Annotated in this window: 2 protein-coding genes; both read right to left on the bottom strand. The window is 65.1% G+C overall.

What is annotated here, in order from left to right; genetic code table 11:
- Positions 1 to 64: 64 nt before the first annotated feature.
- Positions 65 to 850: an FkbM family methyltransferase gene (locus ACL02S_RS01310; RefSeq protein WP_412800377.1), complete on the bottom strand. Its 786-nt coding sequence runs from the start codon at positions 848 to 850 to the stop codon at positions 65 to 67.
- Positions 844 to 25,308, bottom strand: a complete 24,465-nt coding sequence (locus ACL02S_RS01305) for a non-ribosomal peptide synthetase (protein WP_412800376.1) — start codon at positions 25,306 to 25,308, stop codon at positions 844 to 846. Before ACL02S_RS01305 ends, ACL02S_RS01310 begins: the two co-directional genes overlap by 7 nt.
- Positions 25,309 to 25,542 lie beyond the last annotated feature (234 nt).

The following is a 25,542-nucleotide window of genomic DNA, read 5'->3' as shown; positions in this document are numbered from 1 at the left end:
CAATTGTGGCAGGCAGTTGTTTCGACTGCCCCTACGGATATCCGGATGAACAGGTCAGACGATCTCAGGAACGGACGGCATACACTTCATGCAGTTCGGTCCCGCTCAAGCTGGGGTCCTGCCGGGTCTGCGGGGAAAACCCGTGCAGGCGCAACACATCGCAGAACTGCGTCAACCGGTTGTCCTGGTCGTGAACCTCTGCGACCACGGCACGGATGCGGGGCCAGTCCGCTTCGGCGATACCGCGCACAACGTCCAGTTCCGCCCGCTCGACATCGATCTTCAACAACCCGATCTCGGCGTCGGAGCCGTGCTGGTCCAGCAGCGCCGAAACTGTGGTGACCTCGACGTCTATCTGCTCACCATCATGTAGGTCGGCAGTGATGAGCGCGATGGCCTCGTCGTTCAGGCCACTGTTACGTAAGTAGATCTCGGTGGCTTCGTCGTCTGCTTCGCGGTCGGCGTAGAGACCGGAATTCGCCGATGCTCGCGGATACCAGGTGAACGACGCACTGCCCGGCGCTGCTCCGGCGGCGACTCGGCAGCGGATGCTATTGGGCACATGAGCGATCAGATTGTGCTCCAGACAATCGAACGTCATCGGAGCAGGCTCAGCGGCGATCACCTGGATTCCGGGGCAGACATCGGCGAACATCATCGCGCTGAGTCCGATGTTCGCACCGATATCGAGTGCGATATCACCTGGACGGAGATGGGCGGCGGCACGCCGGTAGAACCCGTCGGTGGACATCTCACCCCACAGCATTCGTGCCTCGGCCGGGCTGGTGCAGGCGACCGTCCTACCGTCCTCGAGTTTCAGTTGCTGGAGCTTCTGGGGGTTCGTCAGCATTCGTCCATGCACCTTTCGAGAATCGGGCCGATGAAGGCCAGTGCGTCCGGATGGGTCAACTCGAGATGGCGTGCGGCGACGACCGTATTGTTGGTAGCGCCGGTGATGTGGGGCCGCCATGATGCCACGGCGGCATCATGATCTACGCGATCCTTTCCCGCGGTGAAGAAGACCAGGTCGCCGTCGTAGCTTCCCGGCCGATAGTCCTGGGCGATATCGCCCGCGGTCACGAAGCTTTCCATCACCCGATCGACCTGTTCGGCGGTGAAGATTCCTGTTGCCGTGACCTGGTCCCGGATAACAGCCCATGCTTGCTCGTGGGTGGCCGCTCGTACCTCGTCACCGAGATCGAACAACTCCCGCCAGCCACCGAGCAGGTCCGCCATCAGCCGGCCCGGGGTGGGTTCGTCTACCGTGCCGACCTCCGACGATCCCAACGACTCGGCGGAGCCAACCATACTGTCCATCATGGCCAGCATGCCGACCCGCTGCCCCTGCTGTTGCAATCGCACCGCCATCGCGTGCGCGATCTCACCGCCCAGCGACCAGCCCAGCAGATGATACGGACCGCTCGGCTGCACTCGGCGGATCTCGGCGACATAGCGTTCGGCCAGTTCTTCCACGGAGGTCGCGGCCGGCTCCCCCGCCACGACATGCGGATCCTGCAAGCCGTACACCGGCCGATCCTGATGCAGGTGCTCGACGAGACCACCGTAGAACCACGCCAACCCGCCCGCGGGATGCACCGCGAATATCGCGGGCTTGCTGCCGTTCGCCCGCAACGGAAGCAACACTTGCAGACCGGAGCCTCCCTCTGCACCGTCTGCCCTGGCCGCGAGTGCTTTCGGTGTCGCGTCGTCGAACATCCACGGCAACGCGATCGTCACCCCACGAGTCCGCAGCTCGGTTACCACCATCGTGGCCAACAGCGAATTTCCGCCCAGATCGAAGAACCCGTCGGTGACTCCGACACGTTCAGCTCCCAGTATCCGCGCGTAGACCTCGCTGATGACTTTTTCCGTATGTGTCCTCGGCGCGAGGAAATCCTGTGCCGCTTCGCCGAAATCAGGAGCAGGCAACGCCTTTCGATCGAGCTTGCCGTTGACGGTCAACGGCAGCGCGGGAAGCACCATGATCACCGAAGGCACCATGTAGCTCGTCAGTATCTGGGCAGCGGTCTGCCTGATCTCCCCGGGATCGATCCGCTGTCCTTCGGCACACACGACATAACCGATCAATTGATCCACGCCCCGATCGTGGCGGTGCACCGTGACCGCGGCCTGGGTGACCTGCGGATGCCGCAGCAACGCTGACTCCACCTCACCCAGCTCGATCCGGAAACCGCGCACCTGCACCTGGGCATCGGCCCGGCCCTCGTACACCAACTCCAGCCCGTTCGTGGTTCTCCGCCACCGGCCCACATCTCCCGTCCGATACAGTCGAGCGCCGTTCGGGTCGAACGGATTCGCCACGAATCGGCTCGCGGTCGACGCGGGCGCTCCGCGATAGCCACGAGAGAGCTGGCCACCGGCCACGTAGATCTCTCCCACCGCTCCGATCGATACCGGGCGCAGCCGATCGTCGAGCACGTACACCCGCAACCCCGGTAGCGGTGACCCGATTCCGGCGATACCGGGCTCAGTGACCTCGGAAGATGTCACGTGCACAGTTGTTTCGGTGATCCCGTACATATTCACCAACCGCGGTGATCCCGGCTCATGCGCGGCGAACCATCCGGTCAATCGCGACGCGTCCAATGCCTCGCCACCGAAGACGACATAACGCAACGCGAGAGCTCCGGCCGGACAACCCGATTCGCGATAGCGGTGCTCAGCATCGGCGAATCCGTAGAACGCGGAAGGAGTCTGGCTCAACACTGTCACTCGCTCCCGCGCCACCATGTCCACGAATGTCTCCGGCGACCTGGAGGTGTCGTAGTCGACAACGACCACCTTGCCACCGGACAACAGCGCACCCCAGATTTCCCATACAGCGAAGTCGAAAGCGTAGGAATGGAACATCGTCCACACGTCATCGGGTCCGATGTCGAACCGCTGAGCCGCGTTGGCGAACAAGGTGACCGCTTCCCGGTGGCTGACCGTCACCCCCTTCGGACGCCCCGTCGACCCTGAGGTGTAGATCACGTATGCGACGTTGTCCGGGCGCACACCCGACACCACTGCGGGATAAGAAATATGTGTGACGGTATCCACGCAATCCTCGACCAGCACGAGCGGTACCGCACACTCCGGGACCGCCGCAGTCATATCCGTCGTGGTCAGTACCGCCGCCGGACCCGCGTCCTCGATCATGAACCGCAATCGCTCCGGCGGATAGGCCACATCCAACGGCAGGTATCCCGCCCCCGCGCGCACGACGCCGAGCAGGCCGACGACCAATTCGACAGACCGCGGCAATGCCACGGCCACCAGCGATTCCGGACCCACGCCACGCTCGGTGAGCTGGACAGCCACCGCGGCGGCGCGCCGGTCCAGCTCCCTGTAGGTCAGCTGCGACGCACCATCGGTGACCGCGATCGCATCCGGTTGTGCGATGGCCCTGGCGGCGAACAGCTCCGCGAGTGTCGTATCGGCGACAACACCGTCATCCCCGGAGGCTGCGAGCAATTCACGCCGCTGTGCCGCACCGACGATATCGATATCACCGAGCGCGACGGCCGGGTTCGTGGTCACCTCTTCCAGAATCCGTCCGTACGCCTGAGCGAACCTGGCCATCGTCTCTTCGACAAAGAGGTCGGTGGCGTAGGTCAGCCGCCCCATGATGCCGTCCGGACGGCCGTGCTCACCGAACCGCTCGACAAGCTTCAGATTCAGGTCGGCCTGCGCCGGCTCGAACCCGCTCTCGACCGGCTCTATGGTGAGCCCAGGCAATTCCGCTGCGGACATGCTCAGGTTCTGCACATCGATCGTCACCTGGTACAGCGGGAGATGCGCAGTGGACCGGACCGGATTCAGTGCCTCCACAACCTGCTCGAAGGGCACCTCCGCATGCGCCAACGCCTCTAGGTCCGTCTCCCGTACGTCGGTGAGCAGCTCGGCGAACGATTGTCGCCGCGTTACCCGAGATCGCAGCACGAGTGTATTGACGAACATGCCGATCAGATCGTCGAGTGCGCGTTCCCCACGCCCTGCTACCGGGGTACCCACCGCGACATCGTCGACGTCGGCCAGCCTGGACAACAAGACCACCAGCGCGGCGTGCAGGACCATGAAGACCGTCGCGTTCGACTCGCGCGCGAGCGCACCGACCCGGGCCTGCACTGAAGCGGGGAGCTCGAAATCCAGCGTCCGGCCGCGCAATGAAGCCACCGGCGGCCGGGGCAGATCGGTCGGCAATTCCAGTAGTTCGGGCAGCCCGCTGAGGGTTTCTGTCCAGAAACGCAACTGCTGGGACATGACCGAACCGGGATCGTGCACGTCGCCGAGCACCTCATGCTGCCACAGCGTGTAGTCCGCGTACTGGACCGGAAGGACCGGCCACACCGGTTGCCTGCCTTGTCTGCTTGCTTGATAGGCCACTGCCACGTCCCGCGCCAGCGGAATCATGGACTGCCCATCGGCGCAGATGTGGTGCACGGCGATGATCAGAACGTGTTCCTTTGAGCCGAGCCGGAGCAGCTCGATGCGCAACGGCGGCGCCTGCGTCACATCGAAACTCGCCGAGACCGCGGCGGCCGCTCGTTCCAGCAGATGCGTTTCCTCGACCTCGACCGCGGTCAAGGCTGGTACGACTTCCTCGACGCCGACCACGACCTGATGCGGTGTCGCGCCGGTCATCGGGAACTTGGTGCGCAGCGACTCGTGCCGTTCGATGACCAATTCGCACGCGCGCTGCAGCGCATCGATATCGAGGGCGCCCTTCAGCCGGATCACCAGCGGGACGTTGTACGCGCCGAGCGAGGTGTCGAGCTGATTGAGGAACCACATCCGCTGCTGCGGCAGGGACAGCGGCACCAGAGCGGGACGGGGTCGCGCGACCAGTGGTACTAGGACACTCCGCTCCAGGGTGGCCAGACGCGCGGCGAGCTCGGCGACTGTCGGTGCCTCGAACACATCTCGGACACCGATGCGCACGCCGAGCATCGTGCTCAACTGCGCGGTCACCCGCGTCGCGGACAGCGAGTCGCCACCCAGATCGAAGAAGTCGTCACTCGCCCCTACCCGGTCGATGCCCAAGACGGCGCCGAACACCTCCGCGACCCGGCGCTCGGTGCCGGTGCCCGGGGCGATCCACTCTCCGCTCGTCGAGAATTCCGGTGCGGGAAGCGCCAGACGATCGAGCTTTCCGGTCCTGGTGAGCGGGAGTTCGGCGAGTACCACACACACCTGCGGCACCATATGTGCAGGCAATCGCAACCGTGCGGCGGCTTTGACCTCACCAGGATCCACATCCGCGGCACCGACGAGATAACCGATGAGCCGATCGATGCCGCGCTCGTCCTTGCGCAGCACGACAACCGCGTGCTCCACTCCTGGGCACCCGGCCAGGATGGCTTCGATCTCGCCGAGTTCGATCCGTTGACCACGGATCTTGACTTGGAAATCGCTGCGCCCGAGGTACTCCAGGGTGTGTTCGGGTGTCCAGCGCGCCAAGTCGCCGGTGCGGTACATCCGTGCACCTGCGCTGTCGAACGGATTCGCCACGAACGCATTCGCCGTCGCCACGGGCCGGTTCACATACCCGCGGGCCAGTTGTACACCCGCGAGATACAGCTCCCCGACGACGCCGACCGGCACCGGTCGCAACCGCGCATCCAATACGACGGCTTCGACGCCACGGATCGGACCGCCGATCGTCACGTCATCACCGGGATGCAGCGCGGCACTGATCCCCGCGAAGATGGTGGTTTCGGTCGGTCCGTACCCGTTCAGCAGCTTCCGGCCCGGCGCCCACACCGCGACCGTATCCGGCGTCACCGCTTCTCCACCGGCCGAAAGCACGCGCAACGAATCCAGTCCCTCGGGTGACATCGTCGCCAGCACACTCGGTGTCAGGAACGCATGCGACACCCGTTGCACTCGAATGAGTTCCGCCAACTGCGGACCGCCGAACACCTCCGGTGGTGTCGTTACCAGCACGGCGCCGGTCGTATGGGCCAGCAACAGTTCGAGCACCACCGCGTCGAAGCCGGGCGCGGCCACCTGCAGCACACGCGACCGGCTGTCCGCCTCGAACCGATCACGCAGTACAGCCGCGATATTCGCCAGCCCCTCATGCGTGACTGCGACACCCTTCGGGGTGCCCGTCGAACCCGATGTATAGAGGACGTAGGCCGTGTCCCGGATATGTGGTGTCCGCCGCAAATCCGCTTCGGCTATCGCGGCCGATGATCGTGCCGTGATCGCGGCATGGGTATCCGGATCATCGATAGTCAACAGCCGGACCGCCTCCGGAAGCAGATTCGGCAATGCCTCGACGGTGACCGCGACCCGTATCCCGCAGTCAGCGACCATATGCGCGATGCGCTCGGCCGGATTCCGCGGATCGATCGGCACGAATGCGGCCCCCGTTTTGGTTACCGCCCACAGCGCGACCACGAACTCCACCGAGCGGGCCATCGCCACCGCGATCTGATCGCCCGGTCCCGCGCCCCATTCGATCAACTGGCGGGCGACCCGATTCGACCAAGCGTCCAACTCGGCGTAAGAAATCGTACGCTCTGCCGAAATCACTGCTTCCGCATCGAGATGCGGTGCAGCACCTGCCGATAACAACTCCGCCAGTACGCGCGGTGCCTCGGCAGGCCCTCCCGAGGCAGGCACCAGATCTCGGCGTTCATTGACGGACAGCAGATCCACCGCGTCGATCCGTGTCTGTGGAGCGGACACGATGGCACGCAACACGGTTTCGAGGCGGGCGGCAAGACCGGACGCCGTCCCAGCGTCGATGCGGGCCTGCTGGTACCGGACTCTGACGTGCAACTCGTCGGTCTGATGTGCTTGGACGGTGATCGGGTAGTGCGCGGCATCGCTTCCGTCCGCGGAGAGCACCCGCATACCGTCGATATCGGTGTCACCAAGACCTGTGCTGTCGACCGGATACGACTCGAAGACGACCAAGGTGTCGAACAGCTGGGCAGTGCCAGTGGCCGACATGATCTGGGACAGTTCGACGTCGTGGTGGTCGAGCAACCGGGTGTTATCCGCCTGCAGGCGGCGCAGCGCGTACTCGATGGTCCAGTCTGCGCACACGTGCACCGCGACCGGGATCGTGTTGATGAACAAACCGATCATCGATTCCACACCAGGAAGGTCGGCAGGCCTTCCCGAAACCGTGCCACCGAAGACGACACGCTCGGCACCGAGCTGATTGCTCAGCACCACCGCCCAGGCGAGTTGCAGGATCGTCGCCATGGTCACCGCGTGAGCCCTGGCGAACTCCACCATCTCGGCTGTGACTGCGCGATCGAGCACTACCGTCAGGTCGACCGGTATGTTCGCGGTAGTCTCCCGGTACGCGTCGGCGATCAACGTCGGCTCGGTGAAATCGCGCAGCACCGCACGCCACACCTCGATACCGGCAGACGACTCGCGCCGAGCCAGCCATTCCAGGTAGGTGCGGTACGACGTTGCCGCAGGCAGCAGCTCCGCCCGTGCATCCACCGCGTAGAGACCGATCAACTCCCGCCACAGCAAAGGCAATGACCAGCCGTCCAGCAGCAGGTGGTGCGCGGTCAGCACCAGCCGGAATTCGTGTGGTGCCACAGTCACGAACAACCATCGCAGCAACGGAGGGTCGGCGGGATCGAATGGGATCGTCCGCTCGGCGGCGACCAGCGCCTCCGCGGTCTCCGCGCTGTCGGTCAGATCGATGCTGCGCCAGCGTACTGCGGTCGCGGTGGGAATAACCTGCGCCGGAACGCCGTCGGCGGTTCGGACGAAGGCAGCTCGCAGATTGGGATGCCGCGCGAGCAAGGCTGTCGCCGACCGCTCCAGCCGGTCCGCATCGACCGTGCCGGTCAGGGTGAGCACCGATTGCGCGGTGTAGACGTCGAGCTCTCCGGCGGCGAATTCGACATGGAACAGCAGCCCGGATTGCAGTGGTGCCGGCGACCATACCTCGTCGAGAGTTCCGTATCGGTCGGCGAAGGTATCCAGATCCGATTGTCCGACTTCGACGAGCGGAACATCGGCACACGAAAGCCCCCAGTTGTCATCTGAGCTGGCCGTGGTGGCGATCTCGGTGACCGCGGCGACCCATTCGTCCATGAGTTCGACCACCTCGCCGTGATCGAGCAACCGCGACGCATACCCCACCGAAGCCCTCAGCTGCGGCCCGCTCGCGGTATCGGCGATATGCGCGTCGATCGTGATGACCGCGACTGCTGGCATCTCCGGATCGGTGGCGGAGCGCCGGTCGAACTGCTCGTCGGTGGGGATCCAGGCCAGATCCGACAGGGTGGTGAGATCGACGCCCGCGCGACCGAGATTGTTGAAGCTGATCTGCGGCTCCGGGGCGGCGGCGAGCGGATCGGCGGTACCGGGGTGCAGATAGCGCAGCAGCCCGTAGCCGATACCCTTGTCTGGGATATCGCGCAACTGGTCTTTGACGGATTTCACCGCCGCACGCACATCCGTTGCCGCGAGTGCGCTCAGCTCCAGCGCTACCGGATAGATCGTGGTGAACCACCCCACGGTACGGGAGAGGTCCGCGCCCTCAGCGATCTGCTCTGTGCGCCCATGCCCCTCCAACAGGATTTTCATCCCCGAGTGGGTGATACCACGTCGACTACGCCAGCGAGTCAGCGCCATGGTCAGACCCGCAAGCAGCGCATCGTCGACGCTGCCGCGGACCGCGCGGGGCAGCACGTCGAGCAATGTCGAGGTCACCTCCACCGGAAGCGACACCGTCACCTGCCGTACGGTCGACTGGGTGTCGACGGCGGGGTCGAGTGCCGCGCGACCGAGCAGCGGATCGGCCGCCGCGCTCATCCGCTGCCACAGCGTGAACTCCCCGACACGCTCGGGGGCGGCATCGGCCAACGCGTGCGCCCAGCGCCGCATCGATGTGCCCTGCGCGGGCAACTCGACCGCGCGGCCCTGGGTGAGCTGTTGCCAGGCGGCCGCGAAGTCGGGAATCAGGATCCGCCACGATACCCCGTCGACAGCCAGGTGATGGATCACGATGAGAGCACGCGCATCGGCAGCCACACCGGCTTCTGGCAGCAGACATACGACCCGCAGCATCCGGCCCGCTGCGGGATCGAGGCCGTCGGATGCCTCGACGAGCGCCGCTTCCACCACAGTGGTGAACCCGGCACTGCCAGGGGCTTCGTCCGCACCGAAAGTGCGGGTCAGTACCGCGTTCTCTGCTACGACGGCACCTTCGGGCAGTACCTCCAGCCGTTGTTCCCGCAGCCGCGAGCGCAGCATGTGGTGCTGGTCGAGTACGGCCCGCACGGTGGCGGTCACCTCATCGACGCGCGCGTCCCTGGGCAGGCGCACCAGCATCGACTGCGCGAATCGTGGTGTCGCTGCGAGCCGTTCGGTGAACCAGGAAACCACTGGGGTGAACGGGATCTCACCCACACCGCCCCCGGGGAGTTCTTCGAGCGAGACCTGTTCCGCGGCCGCGGCGACCTGCGCCAAGGCGCGAACAGTTTTGCGTTCGAAGATATCCCGTGCGGTGAGGACGATCCCTGCCGATTTCAGGCGTGATGCCAGTTGGATCGTCAGGATGGAATCACCACCGAGGGTGAAGAACGAGGTCGTCACATCTACCGCCGTCATCCCGAGCACATCGGCGAAGGCCGCCGCGATGGTGCGCTCCAGCTCGGTCGATGCGGCGACCGCCCGCTCCTCACCGACCGGCCCGAAGACCGGTTCCGGCAGCGCTTTCCGATCCACTTTCCCGGTCGAGGTGATCGGCATACGATCCAGCACCGTGATCGCCGCGGGCACCATATGGGCGGGCAACACTGTCGCGAGATGATCGAGTACGACACCGGGTTCGACCACCGTCCCCGGTTCCGGCACGACGTAGGCGGCCAGCAGCGGCTGCCCACCGGGGCCACGGCGGCTGATCGTCACCGCGGTAGCCACCTGCGGATGCGCTACCAGCGCTGCCTCGATCTCGCCGAGCTCGATGCGCTGACCGCGAATTTTGATCTGGAAGTCGATGCGGCCGACGTATTCCAGCGCGTACTGCGCGGTCCAGCGGACGATATCGCCGGTGCGGTACATCCGCGCACCAGGCTCCCCGAAGGGGTTCGCCACAAACGCACCCGCTGTGGCCGCTGGACGATTCAGGTATCCCCGTGCCAGACAAGGACCCGACAGGTACAGCTCCCCCGCGACCCCGACCGGTACCGGACGCAACCGCGCATCCAATACCAGGGCGGCCACACCACGGATCGGACCACCGATCGTGATCGGGTCACCGGGTTGCACCGGGTCGCTCATCGTGGTGACGATCGTGGTTTCCGTCGGACCGTAGATATTGTGGAACTGACGTCCCGGCGCCCAGGCAGCGATCAACTCCGCGGGCATCATCTCCCCACCGACGGTCAGCATCCGCACCGAGGCCAGGGCGGCATGCGACAGCGTCGCCAGCACACTCGGGGTCAGGAACGCGTGCGTCACCTGGTGTGTCCGGATCAGCTCGGCCAGCTCCTGGCCGCCGAACACCTCCGGCGGCGAGATCACCAGTGCCGCACCGGCCTCGGTCGCCATCAACGCCTCCAACAAGACAGCATCGAACGCGGGTGCCGCTACTTGCAATACACGCGCCGTGCCGTCCACCCGATACCGCTCACGCTGCTCGGCCGCGAACTGCGCCAGACCCTCGTGCGTGACCACAACACCCTTCGGTGTCCCCGTCGAACCGGAGGTGTAGATCAGATACGCCGCATCCGCGAGCCGCAGTGGACGTCCGCGGTCGGTAGCCGTGACCGTCCGCTCGGGATACGCCACGATAGCGGCTGTCGTCTCCGGATCGTCGAGCGCAAGCCAGCGGACTGCGTCCGGCAGCACGGTCCGCGCGCCCGCGAGCGTGATCCCGACCTCGACCCCGGAATCGGCCACCATATGCGCGATCCGGTCGACGGGATACCGCAGATCCACCGGAACGAATGTGGCGCCGGTCTTCGCTATCGCCCACATGGCGACGTGATAGTCGACCGAGCGCGGCACCGCCAGCGCGATGAACACCCCCGGCCCAGCGCCAACGCCGAGCAAGTACCTGGCGAGCTGGTTCGCCCTCCGGTCGAGCTCTCCATAGGTGAGCGTCCCGGTCGACCCGACCAAAGCAACCGCAGCGGGATCAACGGCCACGGCCTGTGCCAGCAGATCGGGCAGCGCGCAGGGCTGCGGGGCCGCGGGACCGCGCGCCGGGACCAGACGTTCGGTCTCCTCGGCGCTCAACAGATCGACATCCCCGATCGGCCTGGTCGATTCGGTGACGAGAGCATCGAGGACGCGGAGGAACCTCTGAGCAAGTGCTCTCGCGGTCGATTCCACGAAAAGATCGGTGGCGTAGATGATCTCACCATCGATACCGCCCGGCGCGCTGCCGTCGAGACGTTCGGTCACCAAAACCGTGAGGTCGGCTTTGGCCTGCGCGATGCCGAGGTCGAGGAGTTCGACACCGATACCTGGCAACTCGAACCGAGCCATCGGCATGTTCTGCAGTCCGAACAGCACTTGGTAGAGCGGTGTGTACGCCGTCGAACGTGGCCGATCGAGGACATCGACCAGCCGTTCGTAGGGCAGATCGGCGTGTGCAAGCGCTTCCAGGTCGATATCACGCACCTCGGACAACAACTCCAGGAACGACCGATCGTCATCGATCCTGGTACGCAGCACCACCGTATTGACGAACATGCCGACCAGTTCGTCCAATTCCGGCCTGCCACGGTCCGCGACGGGAGTACCGACCGAAATGTCGTCGCTGTGCGCGGCGCGGGACAACAGGATCGCCAATGCCGCGTGCAGCACGACGAACACGGTGACACCCTCGCGGTGGGCCAGCCGCACGATGTCGTCGTGCAACTGCGGGGATACTTCGAAGCGGACCCTGCCGCCCGACATCGACATCACAGCGGGCCGAGGCCGATCCGTGGGCAAACCGAGCAGTTCCGGGACGCCGTCGAGGGCCTCGGTCCAGTACGCGATCTGCCGCGAGATCAGCGACGTCGGATCATCCTCCGCACCGAGGAGCTCCCGCTGCCACAACGCGTAGTCGGCATACTGGATCTCCAGTGGCTCCCACTGCGGCACCCGGTCCTTCGCTCTGGCCTGATACGCGGCGAACACATCCCGCGCGAGTGGAGCCATCGACGAGCCGTCGGCCGCGATGTGGTGCACTACGAGCACCAGAACGTGCTCATCGGCCGCGATGCGATACACCCGTGCCCGTACCGGCACTGCTTCCGTGACATCGAATCCTGTCCCGGCGATGTCACGGATACGATCGATCAGATCCGTCTCATCAGCGACCAGTTCCGGGTCGAACACCACATCCGCGGTTGTCGTCGCGCCATCCTGCACGACCTGGCACGGTTCGCCGTCGACCATGGGGTACACCGTGCGCAGGGGTTCATGCCGGGTCACCACGTCGAGGAAGGCCGACCGCAACGCTGCCATATCCAGCGGACCGGTCAATCGAGCCGCGAAACAGATGTTATATGCCGCCGAGGCCGTATCGAGCTGGTTGAGCATCCACATCCGCCGTTGCGCCGCAGCCAACGGAACCGTGGCCGGGCGTGACCGCGGGACGAGCGGTGCAACCGAAGTCCGGGTTCGCGTTGCGATCCGCTCGGCCAGAACGGCGATCGTCGGCGCCTCGAAGATATCCCGGATGCCGACATCGACACCGAGAGCTGTCTGGGCCCGCGCCGCGATCCGGGCAGCAGAGAGCGAGTTGATACCGATCTCGAAGATATTCGCGGTGACACTCACCCGGTCGACCCCGGTGAGTTCTGCGACTACGCGCGCGAGCACTGCCTCGTGATCGGTTCGCGGCGAGACGAATGTCTCGTTGCTGTCGAACACCGGCTGCGGCAACGCTGCCCGGTCGAGCTTCCCATTCGCATTGAGCGGCAAGGCGTCGAGAACCTGTACGCCATCCGGAACCAAGTAAGCAGGCAGTGTTCGAGTGAGCTGATCGCGAATCGCCCGGCCATCGAGCACCGCGCCAGGCACCGGCGTCGCGTATGCGACGATCCGTTCCGCCGTCACAACAACCACAGCCCGCGCTACCTGCGGAATCGCGCGCAACGCAGCTTCGATGTCACCTGGCTCCACTCGCTGGCCGCGCACCTTCACCTGGAAGTCACTGCGGCCCACATACTCCAGATCCCCAGTCTTGCGCCACCGGACGAGGTCACCGGTGCGATAGACCCGCTCACCCGGCGCGCCGAACGGATGCGCGACAAAGGCACCACAGGTGAGGTCGGCACGCGCGTGGTAGCCGCGCGCTATCTGCACGCCCGAGACGTACAGTTCGCCGACGACGCCGACCGGCACTGGCCGCAGGCGGGCATCCAACACATAGACCCGCATGCCTGCCGGTGGTACGCCGATCGGCGCCATCGCCGTGTTCGCCGCACCTGGCAGGCAGCGCGCAGCGGTGACGACCTCCGCTTCCGCCGGTCCGTACCAGTTCACCAGATCCGCGTTCACGAACACCGGCGCCGCGGAGTCGACTGTGCGTTGCGCCAAGGCCTCACCCGCGATGAACACTCGCCGGATCGAGGGGAACCGGCCCGCGTCGGTGGATTCGAGCAGAACATCGAGCATCGACGGGACGAAGTGCACCGTGGTGACCTGATAGCGCTCGATCATCTCGGCCAGGTACGCGGGGTCGCGGTGTCCATCGGGATCGGCGATGACGATGTGCGCACCGGTCTGCAGCGGCCAGAACAACTCCCACATGGCGACGTCGAACGTGATCGGAGTCTTGTACAGCACTACATCCGATGCGTCATGTGGCCACTGCTGCTGTGCCCAGGCCATTTGGCTCGTGGTCGCGGCATGGGTCGAAGCGACCCCTTTGGGGACACCGGTGGAGCCGGAAGTGAACAGAACGTGGGCGATGTTGTCCGGCCGCAACGGGGCACGCCGCTGCGCATCCGTGATCGGGGCCGCGGACAGATCGGCTGTGTCCAGATGATCTATCCGAGCGGCCACGAACCCGTCGGGCAGATTGCCGTCGTCCGCAGATGTCGTGAGTACCAGCAGCGGCTGTGCCACGCTCAGCACCCGCGCGGTCCTCGCGCTCGGCTGATTCGGATCGAGCGGCAGGTACGCGGCGCCCGCCTTGACCACCGCGTACAGTGCCGTGACGAGCTCGACCGACCGGCGAATAGCCACCGCTACCACCGTTTCCGGCCCAGCGCCACATGCGATGAGCCAGCGAGCCAACCGATTGACGCGAGCGTCGAAATCCCGGTAGGTGATCGTATCCCCGCCGGGGATGCGGATCGCCGGACTATCCGGGGTGCGCGCGACCTGATCGTCGAAGGCATCGACGAGGGTCCGGCCCGGCGCGGCGGAGCCACCGGTGTCGTTCCACCGCTCCAGCACCTGGCGGCGCTGCGCCTCATCGAACAGCTCGAGCGCGCCGACCGTCGAATCGGCATCGGTCGCCGCGGCGTCGAGCACCCGGATGAACTGTTCGGTGAAACGCCGGACCGAGTCCTCGTCGAAGATGCCGGTGGCGTAGGTCACGCGCAGCGTCATGCCGGTCGGCTCGTTATGCGTGCCGTGGCTCTCCGTCATCATGAGCAGCAGGTCGTAGATCGCGGCGCTGTCACCCGGATCCAGATTCTCGACGGTGAGCCCAGGAAGTTCTACGCGAGCCCGCGCCATGTTCTGGTAGGCCAGCATCACCTGGAACAACGGTGCGTACGCGGTCGATCGAGCCGGCTTCAACACATCAACCAACTGCTCGAACGGCACGGTGGCATGGTCGAAAGCATCGAGATCGGTGCGCCGTACCTGATCCAGCAGGCTCAGCACAGTCTGATCCGGCGTGACCCTGGTACGCATCACCAAGGTGTTCACGAACATCCCGACCAAGTTGTCCAGTGATCTATCACCACGTCCCGCGTGTGGCACACCGATGGTGATGTCGTCGCTGCCGGACAGTCTCGACAACAGCACCGCCAAAGCCGTGTGCACCACCATGAACGGCGTGGCCCCGGCGCGGCGGGCCAGCGACTCCACCCGGCCCTGCAGCTCACCGGAGATATCGACGGTGAGTACCGCGCCGTGCTGAGACTGCTCGACCGGCCGCGGTCGATCCAGCGGCAGCTCGAGCAGATCGGGTATGCCCGCGAGCTGGGTTCGCCAATAGGCGATATCGCGGGCCACAGGTGAATCCGGATTGTCTGCTGAGCCGAGTACTTCGTATTGCCAGAGTGCGTAGTCGGCGAACTGCACAGTAAGCGGAGCCCAGTCGGGCATTCTTCCATTCGACCGTGCCCGATAGGCTGTCATCAGATCGGCGGCGAGCGGCGCTACCGAATAGCCGTCGCAACTGATGTGATGCGCGGCCAACACGACTGTCCAGGCCGCGTCCGACAGCTCATACAACGCCGCGCGCAGTGGCACGCTCTTCGCCACATCGAATCCGGTACTGGAGAACTCGGCCAGCAAGTGTGGCAGTTCCCGCTCGCTGATCGGCTGCGGCGTGAGATCGAATGTCGCCACGACATCGGCCGTATCCAACACCACCTGTGCGGGCATGCCGTCGATCGCCGGATAGACAGTCCGCAAGCTTTCGTGTCGCTCGATGACATCACCGACGGCGGTTGCCAGCGCTCCGAGGTCGAGGACACCCTCGAGGCGAATCGCCAACGGCACAATGTATCCGGGCAAATCGGGATCGAACTGGTTGAGGAACCACATCCTGGTTTGCGCATGCGACAGCGGAATGCGATCCGGCCTGTTTCTCACCGTCGGCGCGGGAAGGCTCGGCACCGCACGCAACTGCGCGACACGCTCGGCCAAACCGGCTACGGTAGGCGCCTCGAATATCGCCCGGACCGGGATGGCGACGTCGACGACGTCACCGATACGGCTCAACGCACGCGTCGCGATAAGCGAATTTCCGCCCAGGTCGAAGAAATTGTCTTCCGCACCGATCCCCGGCCGGTCGAAAAGCTCGCCGAAGACCGCGGCGATGGTCTGTTCGACCAGCCCCTGCGGCGCTCGATACTCGGGTTGCTCAGTACTCGCTGCCGGTACCGGCAGCGCTCGGTAGTCGACCTTGCCGTTCGCGGTGAGCGGGATCGAGTCGATCGGGATTACCGAGGACGGCACCATATACGCGGGCAGCCGCTCCAGCAGAAAACCACGGACCTGCTTGGTATCCACTGTTTCTCCGGCTACCACATAGGCTGCCAAGCGCTGCGTGCCGCCGTCGGTGCGCACCTGCGCGACGGCCGCGTCCACCTGTTCGTGCGCGACCAGCGCGGCCTCGATATCGCCGAGTTCGATCCGCAGACCACGAATCTTCACCTGGGTGTCCGCGCGGCCGACATAGCGCAGGTTGCCGCCCGTATCCCAGCGAACGAGGTCACCGGTCCGGTACAGCCTGGCACCACCGAAGGGATCGGCGACGAATGTCGCCGCCGTCGCACCGGGACGTGCGTGGTAGCCGCGAGCCAGCTGCACCCCACCCAGATACAACTCACCGGTCACGCCGACCGGTACCGGACGCAGTCGCGAGTCGAGGACATAGACGACCACGTTCGCCTCGGGGATACCGATCGGTACCGCTGTACCGTCGATCGCATCGATGTGGTGGGCGGTGACACTGACCGCTGCCTCGGTCGGCCCGTACAAGTTGTCGATGCGCGCATCGCTGAACTCTCGGAAACGACGAACAGTCTCAGCAGGGAGCGCTTCGCCGATGCACAATACGAGCCGCAGATCCTTGAACTCGTACGCGGGTGCCGCCTCGAGGAAAGCCGCGAGCAGCGAAGGGACGAAATCCACTGTGGTCACGTGGTGTTCGGCGATCAACCGGGCCACGTCACCAGGATCACGGTGCGCGTCGGGGCCTGCGACAACCAGCGCTGCGCCACAGGTCAACGCGGAAAACAGCTCCCAGACCGACAGGTCGAAGGTTACCGGTGTCCGCAGCAGCATGACGTCGTCACCGCCGAGCCGATAATGCTCGCGCAGCCAGCGGAGCTGATTCACCACCGCGGCATGCGGTACTGCCACTCCCTTCGGAACACCGGTCGAGCCAGAGGTATAGATGACATAAGCGAGATCGTCCGGATACAGCGGCCGGATTCGATCGGCATCGGTAACTACCGACGAATCCGCCTGCTCCGCGTCGAGTTCCGGCAGCGTCCACACCGGGATGTCATCAGGCAGTTCCAGGGTGTCGGCCGGCCGGATCAAGACTGCGTCCGGCTGAGCGGCAGTGAGAACGGTACGCAGCCGATCAACGGGATGGTCCGGGTCAAGGGGCAGATAGGCCGCACCTGCCGTATGGATGGCATACAGCGTGGTCAGCAGATCCACCGAACGGCGCATCCCGACGGCCACTACGGTGTCGGGTCCTATTCCGCGCCCGATCAGTGCTCGCGCCAGCGAATTCACCCGCTCCGCGAACTCCAGGTACCTCAGCAGACCACCGCCCACACTGTCGAGCACCGCCGGGTTTTCCGGGGTCGCCGCCGCCTGCGCGGCGAACAGGTCCACGATCGTCGCGGGCGGTGTCGGCGTCGGCACCCCGGTCGACCACGCGGCCAACTCCCCGGCTTCGAGTACGGACAGCAACTCGATATCGCCGACGGCCCGCGCCGGATCGGCGACCGCACCGCGCAGCAGCAGCAGATAGCGGTCGAATATCGAGAGAACCGTGGACTCATCGAAAATATCTGTCGCATAACTGAATTCCACTGCCATATCGCCCGGTTCCCCATCGGGCTCCAGGGCATCGACGAGGTTCAGATGCAGGTCGTATTTGGCCACGCTCGGATCGAGCAGCTGTGCCGAGACCGTCAGGCCCTCGAACTCCACCACGGGGATCTCGATGTTCTGGAACGAGAATCCCACCTGCGTCAGTGGTGCGTGTGCCGTCGTGCGCAGCGGATTCAATACCTCGACGAGGCGCTCGAAGGGAATATCGGCGTTCTCGAAAGCAGCCAGATCGGTAGCCCGGACCTGGTCCAGGATCTGGCTGAACGAGGCGCCCGAATCGATGTGTGTCCGCAGTACCAGGGTGTTGACGAACATTCCGACCAGACCGTCGAGTCCGGGCTCACCTCGGCCGGCGACCGGGGTACCGACCGCGATATCACCGGTCCCCGACAGCCGGGCCAACAGCGCCGCGTACGCCGCGTGCATCACCATGAAGACGGTCGAGCCGTGCCTGCGAGCCAGCGCGACCACCGCACGATGCAGTTCGGCGGGCAGGGTCGCCGATACTGTCGCGCCACGGAACGACTGCGCGGCAGGCCGCGGCCGATCGGTGGGCAGATCGAGTACCTCGGGGAGGTCGGCGAGCGACGTCAGCCAATACTCGGTCTGGGCGACGGTCGGACTGTCCTTGTCCTCCTCGGTACCGAGCAAGGCGCGTTGCCACAGCGCGTAATCCGCGTACTGCACGGGCAACGGGGCCCAGTCCGGGGTCTGCTGCCTGATGCGGGCGCTATAAGCCCGCATCAGGTCCGTGGCGAGTGGTGCGAGCGACGACCCGTCGAAGCTGATGTGATGGACGACCAGAACCAAGGCGTGTTCGTCGGGTGTGCTGCGCAGCAGTGCGACCCGGAAGGGAACCTGTGCGGCGACATCGAACCCGGCCGCCACCTCCGCCCCGATCCGCTCTTCCAGATCGCACGCGGACACCTGGACCGGCACCAGCGCGGGCAACGCCGCCTCGGCCGACACGATCACCTGATGCGGTCCGCTGTCGCTGTCCGGGTAGATCGTCCGGAGTGATTCGTGCCGCTGCAGCACATCCGCGATCGTCGCGTGCATAGCGGCCACATCGAGAGCACCCGACATCCGCACGACCAGTGGAATGTTGTACACCGCCGAGGCGGTGTCGAATTGGTTGAGAAACCACATGCGGGCCTGGGCCGGTGACAGTGGGATCCGCTCCGGACGCTCTTGCGGGACAAGTGGCTGCCGTCGCGCGGTGCTCGCGGTGCGCAGATGCTCCGCCAATGCCTCGATGGTCGGCATCTCGAAGAGCACGCGCAGCGGAACCTCGACATCGAATGCACCGCTCAGTTGCGCTGCCGCCCTGGTAGCCGACAGCGAGTTGCCACCGAGATCGAAGAAGTTGTCGAGCAGACCGACGCGCCTGGCGCCGAGCACCCCGGCACAGATATCGGCGACGACCTGTTCGGTGGGGGTGCGGGGTGCGACGAATTCGGTGGCGGGAGCGAACTCCGGCTCCGGCAGGGCGGCGCGATCGACCTTACCCACCGACGACAGCGGGAGCGCATCGAGCACCATCACGGTGTCCGGGACCATATGCGCAGGCAAACGTTGCGCAGCGTGCCGCAACAATTCCGCGGTATCCACCGAATCCGCCGCGGGCACCACATATGCGGCGAGTCGCGCTCCGCCGTCCGTGGCCGTGCCGACTGCCACCGCTGCCGCCACTCCGGGATGACCCGCGAGAACTGCTTCGATTTCGCCCAGTTCGATCCGTTGGCCACGGATCTTGACCTGGAAGTCGGTGCGACCGAGGTACTCCAGAGTGTGCTCGGCAGTCCATCGGACCAGGTCGCCGGTCCCGTACATCCTGGTGCCCGCCGAACCATAGGGATTGGCGACGAACCGGACAGCTGTCGCGGCAGGCCGGTTGAGATAGCCACGGGACAGTTGCGCCCCGGTGACGTACAACTGACCGGTCGCTCCTACCGGTACCGGACGCAACCGGGTATCGAGCACCACGGCGTCGATGCCGCGGATCGGTCCGCCGATCGTGACCGGCTCCTCGGTACTCAGCGGATCACTGATCGCCACCATGATCGTGGTTTCGGTGGGGCCGTATCCGTTGTGCAGCCGCCTGCCTGGCGCCCATACCGCCACTGTTTCGGCCGATACCGCTTCACCACCCGCCACCAGCACCTGCAGCGAATCGAGCCCCACCGGCGACATGGTCGCCAGCACACTCGGTGTCAGGAAGGCATGCGACACCTGGTGCGCGCGGATCAGCTGCGCCAACTCCGCGCCCGCGGACACCTCCGGAGGAGAGATCACCAGCACCGCGCCGTTCGCATGCGCCATCAGTAATTCCAGCATCACGGCGTCGAACCCGGGGGCCGCTACCTGCAATACCCGTGACCGGTGATCGACCCGGTAGCGGACTCGCTGCTCGACCGCGAAATTCGCCAAGCCCTCGTTGGTGACCTCCACCCCCTTCGGTGTGCCCGTCGATCCCGATGTGTACAACACGTACGCCGTATCCGCGATCTGACAGGGGCGGATACGATCCGCATCGCGCACAGGGGCCGAGGGCTGTGCCGCGATGAACGCCTCGGTGTCGGGGGCGTCGAGCACCAACTGCCGGACCTCGGCAGGAAGCAGATGCTGGGCGACCGCGACGGTAAGCGCGATCTCCACCTCGGAATCGGCGACCATATGCGCGATCCGCTCGCTGGGATAACGCGGATCGACCGGCACGAACGCGGCGCCTGTTCTGGCCACCGCCCATACCCCGACCACGAACTCCACCGAGCGGCCCATCGCCAACGCCACTCGGGTGCCTGGCCCCGCTCCCCAGTCCATCAACACCCGCGCGATGCGATTCGACCACGCGTCCAGCTCCCCGTACGACAGCACACGCTCCCCCGACACCACTGCGGTAGCGCGCCGATCCGGCACCGTGAACACCTCGGCCAGTACCCTCGGTTCCTCTGCAGGACCACCTGAGGCCGGGACCAGAGCCAACCGCTCGACTCCCGACAACAGATCCACATCATCGACCCGCGTGCGCGGGTTCACGGTGAATGCGGCGAGGACCCGATTCAATCGAGCGGCGAGTTCTTCTACGGTCTCGCGATCGAACAGATCGGTCGCGTAATTGATCCGCAGGCCTACATCACCACCGCCTGCGGTGTTCTCGGCAACCGTGACGATGATGTCCACTTTCGCCGGTTCGGCCCCAGGGTCCATGAGTTCGACGGTGAGCTCGGACAGCTCCAGGACGGCCTGGTCCATATTCTCGAAGGCGAGATACACCTGGCACAGCGGTGCGTATGCGGTCGACCGTTTCGGCTGGAGCTCGTCGACGAGACGTTCATAAGGCACATCGCTATTGGCGAAGGCATCCACATCGACGTCCTTGACGCGTGCCAGGAACGCGGTGAACGGCTCGTCGAAACGCACCTCGGTACGCAAGGGCACGGTGTTGACGAACATGCCGATGAGCGGCTCGAGTGCTCGCTCACCCCGACCCGCGACGGGGGTGCCGATGGTGATGTCCGAAGTGTCCGACAACCGGGCGAGCAGGACCGCCAGCGCGGCATGGACCACCATGAAGGTGGTGACATCGGTCGCCCGGGCCAGCTGCGCGATGCCTGCGAAGACCTCGGCCGGGATCACCGTGTCCACCACATCGCCGATCAGCGACTGCCGGGCCTGCCGTGGACGATCCGCGGGAAGCTCCAGCACCGGAGGCATCCCCGCCAAGTGCTCTGCCCAGTAACGTACCTGCCGAGCCAGCAGTGAATCCGGATCGTTCGCATCACCGAGCAGACTCCGATGCCAGATGCTGTAGTCGGCGTACTGCACGCTCAGCGGCGGCCAATCCAGCGTCTTGTCCATAGCTCTCGCCTCGTAGGCGATTGCGACATCGGCCGCGAGTGGTCGCAGCGACGCTCCGTCGCAGCAGATATGGTGCAGGACGACGACAAGCACATGCTCTCGGTGGTCCTCGTCAGCCGCAAGCAACGCGGCTCGGATCGGCGGGCGTTCGCGCACATCGGCACCGCTCATCGCCAGCTCACGAATCCGCTGTGCGAGGTCCTGCGGTTCGGTCGGCCGCGGAGTCAGATCGAGTTCAGCGGCAACCTGCTCCGCGGGCAGGATGAGCTGCGTGCCCACACCGTCCACGGCGGGATATACGGTACGCAGGGATTCGTGCCGGTCGAGCACATCGATCAACGCCGCACGCAATGCGGCGATATCCAGACGCCCGGACAAGCGCACCACCAGCGGGATGTTGTACGCCGCTGAGGTGGGATCGGCCTGATTGACCAGCCACATCCTGGTCTGCGCCGGAGCCAGCGGGATCGGGTCGGGCCGGGACACCGCCCGCAGCGCTGGCCTGCCGGAGCGGTGCCGCCCCTCGAGCTGAGCCGCGAGCGCGGCGACTGTCGGTTGGACGAACAGGTCGCGAACCGATACGTCGCATCGGGTGACCTCGGCGATCCGCACGGCGGCGCTGGTCGCGGTGATCGAGTTGCCACCGAGTTGGAAGAAGCTGTCCAGCACGCCCACTCGATCAGTGCCGAGCACCTCGGCGAAGACATCCGCGATCGATTCTTCGACGCGGGTGCGTGGTGCTACGTATTCCGCGGTCGAATCCAATACCGGCTCGGGCAGCGCCCGATAGTTCACTTTGCCGTTGACGGTCAGCGGCACCGCCGCTATTTCGACGATGCTCGCCGGCACCATATATTCCGGAAGTATGGCGCCGATATGTGCGCGCAGGTCTTCGGCCACACAGGTGGCTGTGGCTACCGGAACGACATATCCGACGATGCGGGCTGCCTCCGTGCCGGGCAGATGCACGACGACGACCGCGGCAGAGACGGTGTCGTGGGTCAGTAACGCGTTGCGGACCTCGTCCAATTCGATCCGGAATCCCCGCAACTGGACCTGGTGATCGGCCCGGCCACGATATTCCAGTTCCCCGTGGTGATTCCACCGTGCGACATCTCCGCTGCGGTAGAGACGCCCACCCGGTGTGCCGAACGGATCGGCGACGAAGCGGCCCGCGCTGAGGGCGGGCCGTTCGAGGTAGCCGCGGGCCAACTGGGCTCCCGCGACATAGATCTCGCCCCAAGCGCCGAGCGGACACGGGCGCAGCCGCTGATCCAGGACATAGGTGCGTAAGCCAGGCAACGCCCGGCCAACCATGCTCGGCGCACCGGGTACGGCGATATCCGGGGTCAAACGCAGATACGTGACGAAGACGGTGGTTTCGGTGATCCCGTAACTGTTGGCCAACACGGGCAGATTCGGGTTGTGCGCGTACCAATCGGCCAGCCCCGCCGGATGGAGCGCTTCCCCGGAGAGGATGACCAGCCGAAGCGACAGCTTCCCCTCCGGCTCACCGGCATGCTCGTATCGCTGTCGCGCGGCCGCGAACTGGTGGAACGCCGACGGTGTCTGATTGAAGACCGTGACCTTCTCACGTGCGGCGAGGCGTACGACCTCGTCCGGAGCGCGCGTGGTGAGACTGTCTACGACAACGACTCGCCCACCGCTGGTCAGGGCGCCGAATATCTCCCATACCGAGAAGTCGAAGGCGAACGAGTGGAAAAGAGTCCAGACGTCTGTGGCTTCGATACCGATCTCCGCACATGAATTCACCAGGTAGGTGGCGACGGCACGATGAGTGATCGCCACCCCCTTCGGCCGACCGGTGGATCCGGAGGTGTAGATCACGTAGGCGATATGCTCGGAACGCAGCGGGTAGGTTCGATCGGCATCGGTGACCGGACTCGCATCCCCCGTGACGGGAACATCATCGAAAAGCACCAGACGAGCGGGATCGCCCGGTACGTGTTCCCGCATGTCCCCGGTCGTCACGACAGCGATCGGATCGGCATCGTTCAGCACGTATTCGAGCCGCTCCGGCGGATGCGCCACATCCAGCGGGAGATAGCCCGCGCCGGATTTCAGTACGCCGATGGTGGCGACGATCAGATCGGCATCGCGGGCCATCGCGATGGCCACCAGCGATTCCGGCCCCGCGCCGAGGGCGATGAGCCTGCGGGCGAACCGGGTGGACCGCTCGTCCAGCTCGCGATAGCTGAGAGCGGTCGAACCCGAGGTGACCGCCACCGCGTCCGGTGTACTGCCTGCCTGCCGCGATAACAGATCCACCAGTGTCGCGGCAGGAGATTCGCCGACGCGACCGGCGAGCTCGCCGACAACGCGCTGCTCCTCGGCAGGGGCGAGGAGCTGAAGGTCGGCGATCGGTGTATCCAGTGGCGACTCCATCCAACGACTCAGGAAGTCGATGAACCGGTGGGCGTGCCCCTCTAGCTCCTCCTGCCCATACAGATTCGCATTACCGTGCAGCTCGATGAGCAGTGGTGCGTCGGCTCCGGGGCGGTACAGATTCAGTTGCAGATCATCGAGCGCACCCGAGGTCAGCGCGCAATAGCGGCCGGTGGCCGATCCGAGACGAATCTCGGTATCGAAGAACAGGATGTTGACGATCGGACCGAAGGAGGTCGCGGCAGCGTCGAGCGCATCAGAGTCACGGCGCAGATCCTCGAATCGGTACAGCTGGTGCCGCATCGCCGAGACGAGTTCGGACACCGAGGCGCGGACTACCTCTTCCACGGTGGTCGTGGTATCTATGGCGAATCGGATCGGCACCATGTTCGCCAACATCGCTCCGGCATTGCGCAGCCGCTTCGTCACTCGCGCACTCACCGGCAACGACAACACCACATCATCGGTACCTGTCATCCGGGCCAGGAACGCGGCGAACGCGGCGATCACCACCTGCGCGGCCGAGGCTTCCATCTCCTCGGCGAAACGATCGAGCAGGTCGGATAACCGCGCCGGAAGCTCCAGACCGGCGACCGTGTCGACTTTACTCGAGCGGGCGGTGCGACCCGACAAACTCACCGGTGTCGGCAGACCGGTGACTTTGTCCAGCCAATACGCTTTATCCTTCTCGAATCGTGAGCTGGTGCGATAAGCGCTCTCCGCTTCGACGATGTCACGCGGGCTCGCCGCGTCTACTCGACTCGGCGCTCTCCCCTCCAGCAGCGCGTTGTAGTGCTCGGCGATTCGAGTCACACCGTTGAAGGCGCCGTATCCGTCCATGATGAGGTGATGGGCGCGCGCGTACCAGAAGTACCGCTCCGCGCCGATCTTGATGAGCCGCGTCCGTATGAGCCGGTCCCGGCTCAGATCGACCGCCTTGGCGTTGTAGTCACGGCGCATCCATTCCATCGCCGTCGCCACCGGATCATCCGCACCACTGACGTCGAGCACATCCTCGTCGTAGGCGGTGATGGATTCGTCGACGAATTGATACGGGACACCGTCGATTTCGATCACCCGCATCACATAGGAATCGTTTTCGCGTCCGGCCTCGGTCACTGCCTCGACGAACGCGTCGACATCGACCGGGCCCTCGATGTCGACATACTGTGCGATGTTGACGGCCGGCCCACCTGGCATCTGATCCGCGAGCCACATGCCGTACTGCGCCCGCGAAAGCGGAATCAGCTCCAGATCACCATAGGCAGTTCCGTCCGACTTCAGATTCATCGCATGACCCCTCACTCATACCCGGACGCACTGAAGCGCGACGGAAGCACACCGGCTTACCACGTCCGAAATCTGCCTTTTATACGAATTTTGTCCAGCCAGCAGCGGCATCGCCCCTGCTTTTCGATATGCCGATCAGGTACCGCGTATAGCTCGATTCGCCTACGCTCACATCCGAACCGAATCCGGATCGCGCGCCGACGCGACTTCTACAGCGACTCCCACACCTCCCGT

This window comes from Nocardia spongicola, from assembly GCF_047200775.1.
In the GTDB taxonomy this organism is placed as follows: domain Bacteria; phylum Actinomycetota; class Actinomycetes; order Mycobacteriales; family Mycobacteriaceae; genus Nocardia.
The sequence above is the reverse complement of the archived record's forward strand: the minus strand, read 5'-3'. Positions and strand labels throughout refer to the sequence as shown.